Origin of the sequence: Curtobacterium sp. PsM8 (assembly GCF_030433875.1) — a bacterium.
Lineage (GTDB): Bacteria > Actinomycetota > Actinomycetes > Actinomycetales > Microbacteriaceae > Curtobacterium.
The window spans coordinates 1-5290 of record NZ_JARUXD010000124.1 but is presented as its reverse complement, the minus strand read 5'-3'; the positions used below and the strand labels follow the sequence as shown (position 1 = coordinate 5290).

Annotated in this window: 4 protein-coding genes; all 4 read right to left on the bottom strand. The window is 74.5% G+C overall.

Features of this window, described 5'->3' with window-relative positions; all coding sequences use genetic code 11:
- Nucleotides 1-160 precede the first annotated feature (160 nt).
- A complete protein-coding gene (locus QCD68_RS16835; protein ID WP_301223848.1) occupies nt 161-1711 on the bottom strand; it encodes an AMP-binding protein in 1551 nt (516 codons plus the stop codon).
- Nucleotides 1712-1955: 244 nt separating this feature from the next.
- The gene (locus QCD68_RS16830) at nt 1956-2849 is read right to left on the bottom strand and encodes a hypothetical protein (RefSeq protein WP_301223847.1); all 894 of its coding nucleotides are present in this window, start codon (nt 2847-2849) and stop codon (nt 1956-1958) included.
- Nucleotides 2850-2949: 100 nt separating this feature from the next.
- Entirely contained in the window at nt 2950-3669 is a 720-nt protein-coding gene (locus tag QCD68_RS16825; protein WP_301223846.1) for a response regulator, read from the bottom strand.
- A complete protein-coding gene (locus QCD68_RS16820) occupies nt 3663-5156 on the bottom strand; it encodes a sensor histidine kinase (protein WP_301223845.1) in 1494 nt (497 codons plus the stop codon). Before QCD68_RS16820 ends, QCD68_RS16825 begins: the two co-directional genes overlap by 7 nt.
- Nucleotides 5157-5290 lie beyond the last annotated feature (134 nt).

Genomic DNA, 5290 nt, shown 5'->3' with positions numbered 1-5290 from the left:
CGCTGACATCCGGCAGCGGCGGACACCCGCCAGCGGCACACGCCCGGCAGCGGCACACACCCGCCACCACCCGGGCCACGAGACGGACGGGAGGCCCGTCACCAGCTGGTGACGAGCCTCCCGTCCGTCGTGTGGTCCGGTCCTGCGCCGGGCCCGGCGCTCAGTCGCCGTACTGCCGCGTCAGCTCCCGCCGCAGCACCTTCCCGCTCGGCCCGAGCGGCAGCGCGTCGACCACGTGGTAGACCCGCGGGTACTTGAACGAGGCGATCCGCTCGCGGACGAACGCGTCGACCCCGTCGGATCCGGTGGCGCCGTCACGGAGGACGACGGCCGCGTGCACCTCCTGCCCGTGCACCGGGTGGTCGACGCCGAACACCGCGGCCGAGGCGACGTCCTCGTGCCGGTGCAGCACCGCCTCGACCTCGGACGGGTAGACGTTGTAGCCGTTCCGCAGGATCAGGTCCTTCTTGCGGTCGACGATGCTGACGTACCCGTCCTCGCTGAGCACGCCGATGTCGCCGGTGCGGAGGTACCCGTCGGCCATCGCGGCCGCCGTCGACTCCGGGTCGTCGAGGTAGCCGAGGAACAGGTTGTGCCCACGGACGACGATCTCGCCGGGTTCCCCGACCGGCATCGGCACGATGCGTCCCTCGACCTCGGCGTCCGCCACGACGACGTCGACGCCCCAGACCGCGGGCCCGACGCTGCCGGCGCGACCCGGGACACCGCGGGGGATCACCGAGACGACGGGGGAGGTCTCGGTCAGGCCGTAGCCCTCCTGGATCGGCGCCTGGAAGGTCGACTCGAAACGCTCCAGCACGGCGGCGGGCAGGGCCGCACCACCGGACACGCACCAGCGGAACGGCGGCCGGGCGTCGTGCTGCTCGGCCGCTCCGAGGAGTGCGATGAACATCGTCGGGACGCCGAGGAACGCCGTGACCTGCTGCTCGGTGCAGAGCTGCAGCGCGGTGGCCGCGTCGAAGCGGGGGAGCAGCACGATCGTCGCGCCCCGGCGGAGCGTCGTGTTCATCACGACGGTCTGGCCGAACGTGTGGAACAGCGGCAGGCCGCCGAACACGACGTCCTCCTCGCGCAGGTCGAACACGTCGATGATGCAGACGTTGACCTGCTCGACGAGCGCGAAGTGCGACCCGACCGCGCCCTTGGGCTGCCCGGTCGTGCCGCTGGTGAACAGGATGGTGGCGGGGTCGAGGGGGTTCGTCGCGACGACGGCGTCGAGCGGCTCGCCCTCCGACGCCAGCGCGGTCAGCGAGAGGACGTCCTCGCCGGCAGCCACGCCGACGACGAGCGCCCCGGTGTCGGCCGCGGCGGGTCCGGCCTCGCCGAGCACCGACCCGGCGGCGATGAGCACGCGTGCGCCGGAGCTGCTGAGGACGTGGGTGATCTCCTCGCGCTTGAACAGCAGGTGGATCGGCACGACGACGGCGCCCATCGCGAGGACGGCGAAGTACGCCACCAGGAACTCGGGCACGTTCGGCAGCATCACCGCCACCCGGTCGCCGCGCTCGACGCCGCGGGCGCGCAGGCCGCCGGCGGTCTGACGGACCCGCTCCCACAGGTCGCCGTACGTCAGTTCGTGGACGCCGTCGGGCAGCGCGGTGACGACGGCGGTCTTGGTGCGGTGCCGTCGTGCGCCCTCGGCCACGATCGTGGCGACGTTCAGTGTTCCCAGTCCGGTGGTGGTGGACATCGTGCCCCTCTTCGTCGGTGCGGGCATCGTCGCCCTCGGTGGGGTCGCTGGTTGGACGACACCCGCGCGGTCGTCGGGTGCGTCCGCCCTCCTGACGCTACCCAGCGCGGACGGTCCGCATGCAGCCCCCGTTCGGCGGGCACGGGTGCGTCTCGGCACGACGACGGACGGGAGGCCCGTGGCGATCCCGCCACGGGCCTCCCGTCCGTCCTGGTGTGCGCTGGTCAGGCCTGGTCGGTCCTGCTCAGCGCGACGCGATCGGCGTCGGGTCCACCGGGTCCGGCGGCACCGGCAGGGAGCCGCGGATCTGGTTCTGCGCCTGGCAGTCGCTCGTGCAGTTCGTCGCACCGGCGCTCAGCTCGACGGCGTCCTCGCCGAGGACTCCACCCAGGCGGCCGCCGGGCTGAACGGTCCACGTGCTGGTCGTCGCCGTCTGCGAGGTCTTCGTGGCGACCTGCGGGCTGTCCTTGCCGAGCAGCATCTGGTGCGCGTCACTGCCCGAGGCCACGGCGGCGGTGCCGTTCCCGAAGTTGACCTTGCCGGTGTAGGGGTTGACGAAGTAGAAGAGCCCCGCGCCGAGGGTGTGCGTGACGGTGACCGGTCCGGCGAACTCGGTCTCCATCTGGAAGACCCCGCCCTGCGCGCCGTCCTTGGACTGGATCTTGAACTTCCCGGCGCCGGTGCTGAAGATCGCGACGAGGGTGTCGTCCTCGACCTCGAGCGACGAGAGCCGGGTGCCGGCGAGCTGCGCGGCGGTCAGCGACGGCACCTTGGACGCGAACACGACCGTCGGCTTCGTCACCATCCGCTGCGTGTCCGGAGCGCCGGTCAGCGTGTAGTCGTACACGCCCAGGTCGGCCAGCCGGATGTCGAAGCCGTTGTGCTTGCCGCGGACCGCGATGGTGCCCGAGACGGCGGTGTCCTTGAGCTTGAAGTCCTTGCCGACGGCGGGGTTCGTGGTGGTGCCGTTGACCGTGACGGCGTAGTCCCCGCCGGTGGAGGTCTTGCCGGACGCCTGCGCCGGGGCGACTCCGACGAGGGCGACCGCGGCGACGGCGGCGACGGCGAGGACTGCGGCCGTCCCGCGGGTGCGGCCGACCCGAGTGCGGCCGGGTCGGTGGTCGGTGGTGGTTCGCATGGTGGGCCTCCTGGTCGGGCCGGTTCGAGCCTGCGGGGCGGTTCTGCCCCTCGGCACGATCGTCGCCGCTCGCCCGCGCGGGCACCATCGGACCTTGGTACTAGTACCCGTGGTCGCGCGCCCAGAGCGCGGCGGTCGTGCGGTCAGCCACCTGGAGGCGCCGGAAGACACTACCGACGTGCACCTTCACGGTGCGCTCGGCGATGCCGAGTTCGCTGGCGATCTGTCGGTTCGACAGGCCGCGGGCCAGGCGGACGAGGACCTCCCGTTCGCGCGGCGGGAGCACCGGGCCGGTGGGAAGGGACGCGGTGGGACCGGACCCGGCCGAGCGGGACCCGGTCGGACCGGACCCGGCCGAGCGGGGCCCGGCGGGGTCGGTGTCGGCGGGGTCGGGGTCGGTGCCCGCTCGCGTCGCCGGCAGCAGGCTCCGGGCGACCCGGGGGTCGATCGGCACCTCGTCGCGCGCAGTCGCCCGGACCGCCCGCACGACGTCGTCCGGTGTGGCGTCCTTCAGCAGGTACCCGGTCGCCCCGGCGGCCAGGGCGGCCCGGACCCGGGCGTCGTCGGCGAAGGTGGTCAGCACGAGCACCCGAGCGGACGGCAGTCTCGTGCGCAGAGCGGTCGTCGCGACCACACCACCGGCTCCGGGCATCGAGAGGTCCATCACCACGACGTCGGGTCGCAGCACCAGAGCCTGTGCGACCGCGTCCTCGCCGGTCGCGGCCTCGCCGACCACCTGGCAGTCGTCGGTCGTGTCGAGGACCGCGCGCAGGCCGCCGCGGACCAGGGCGTGGTCGTCGACGAGCAGCACCCTCACCATCCGGACCCCGATCCGACGGTGCCCGATCCGATGGTGCCAGACCCGACCGTGCCAGACCCGACCGTGCCAGACCCGACCGTGCCAGACCCGACGGACTCGGACCCGGCGGGGACCGCGAGCTCCCACATCGTCCCGGCACCCGGGGCGGTCCGGAGCACCAGCGAGCCGCCGGTGTCCTCGGCGATCTGTCGGAGCAGGGTGGTGCCGAGGTGACCGTTCCGTCGTGACCCGAGCACGGCCTCCGCCTCGAACCCGACCCCGTCGTCGCGGACCCGCACCACCAGCTCGTCGCCCCGTCGGTCCACCGTGACCCGGACCGCGCTCGCCTGCGCGTGCCGGACGGTGTTCGCCACGGCCTCCCGGACGAAGCGCACGGCGGCGAGGAGCGCCGGGGGAGCGGCCGGCACCGTCGCGGGCACGTCGAGACGGACCGACAGCCCGGCGGCACGACCCCGGGCGGTCGCATCGTCCAGGGCGGCACCGAGCCCGTCACGGTCCGGGGCGGCCGGCTGGATCGCCGACATCGACGACCGCAGCGCCGACACCGCGGACCGCAGGGTCGTCGCGGACTCCTCGAGGACCGCCGAGCCGGGTCCGGACGTGGTCCGGGCGGCGGCGCCGAGGCCGAGTGCGAGCCCGGCGATGTCCTGCACCGGGCCGTCGTGCAGGTCGGCGGCGAGGCGGCGGCGTTCGGCGGTCTCGGCGTCGAGCGCCCGGACGAGCAGCCGTTCCCGCTCGCGCTGACCGGACCGCACCCGCAGCAGCAACCAGAGCACGACGGGCAGCAGCAGCGCGATGCCGACGCCGACGGTGCCGAACGCGAGCGTGGCGAACGCCGAGCGCAGGGACGCCGCGCTGCCGAGGACCGCGTCGTACGGGTAGTAGACCTCGAGCAGCAGCGGGTCACCAGCGGGGAGGTGCACGGCCTGGTACGCCTCGAGGAGTGGTCCCTGCCCCTGCTCGTAGCGGTTCTCCGGCGCGGTCAGGTCGGACACCTCGGCGTCCGAGCGGTCGGACTCCAGTGCCTTCCGGTCATCGTCGGACAGGGCGAACCGCTGCCCGACCAGCCGGGGCTCGTCCGACCACAGCACGGTGCCGTCCGCGGCCCAGAGCTTGACCCGGACGGCGCCGGTCGCCGCGCTGACGGCCCGGACGGCCCGGTCCAGTCGGTCGGCCGCGGTCCGACGGTCGGCGGTGGATGCGTCGGGGTCGGCGACGGCGTCGAGCAGGGCGGGCTCGACGACCGCGCGGGCGATCGCGGCGGTGTCGTCGGTCGCGTCCTCGACGGCGAACCGTTCGGCGGTGCGCTGGGAGACGAGCGTGCCGGCCGTCGCGACGGCGGCACCGCCCAGCAGGGCCGCGAGGACGACCCCGACGAGCACCCGGCGCCACGGGACGGTCCGTGCCGGACGACGGCGCGGATCACGACGGACGACGAGCACGGCGCCGTCGCCGAGCTCGGAGTCGAGGGATCGTCGTCCGGGCACAGGGTCACCGTAACCCGCGCTCGTGCCGACCCCGGACGCGGGGGGGGGGGGGGGGGGGGGGGGGGGGCGGGCGGCCCCCGGGCCGGGGGGGGGGGGGGGGGGGGGGGGGGGGGGGGGGGGGGGGGGGGGGGGGG

What these genes read in the sequence shown, in the direction of transcription:
- QCD68_RS16835 (WP_301223848.1), bottom strand. Translation starts at nt 1,711, where the DNA reads ATGTCCACCACCACCGGACTGGGAACACTGAACGTCGCCACGATCGTG.
- QCD68_RS16830 (WP_301223847.1), bottom strand. Translation starts at nt 2,849, where the DNA reads ATGCGAACCACCACCGACCACCGACCCGGCCGCACTCGGGTCGGCCGC.
- QCD68_RS16825 (WP_301223846.1), bottom strand. Translation starts at nt 3,669, where the DNA reads ATGGTGAGGGTGCTGCTCGTCGACGACCACGCCCTGGTCCGCGGCGGC.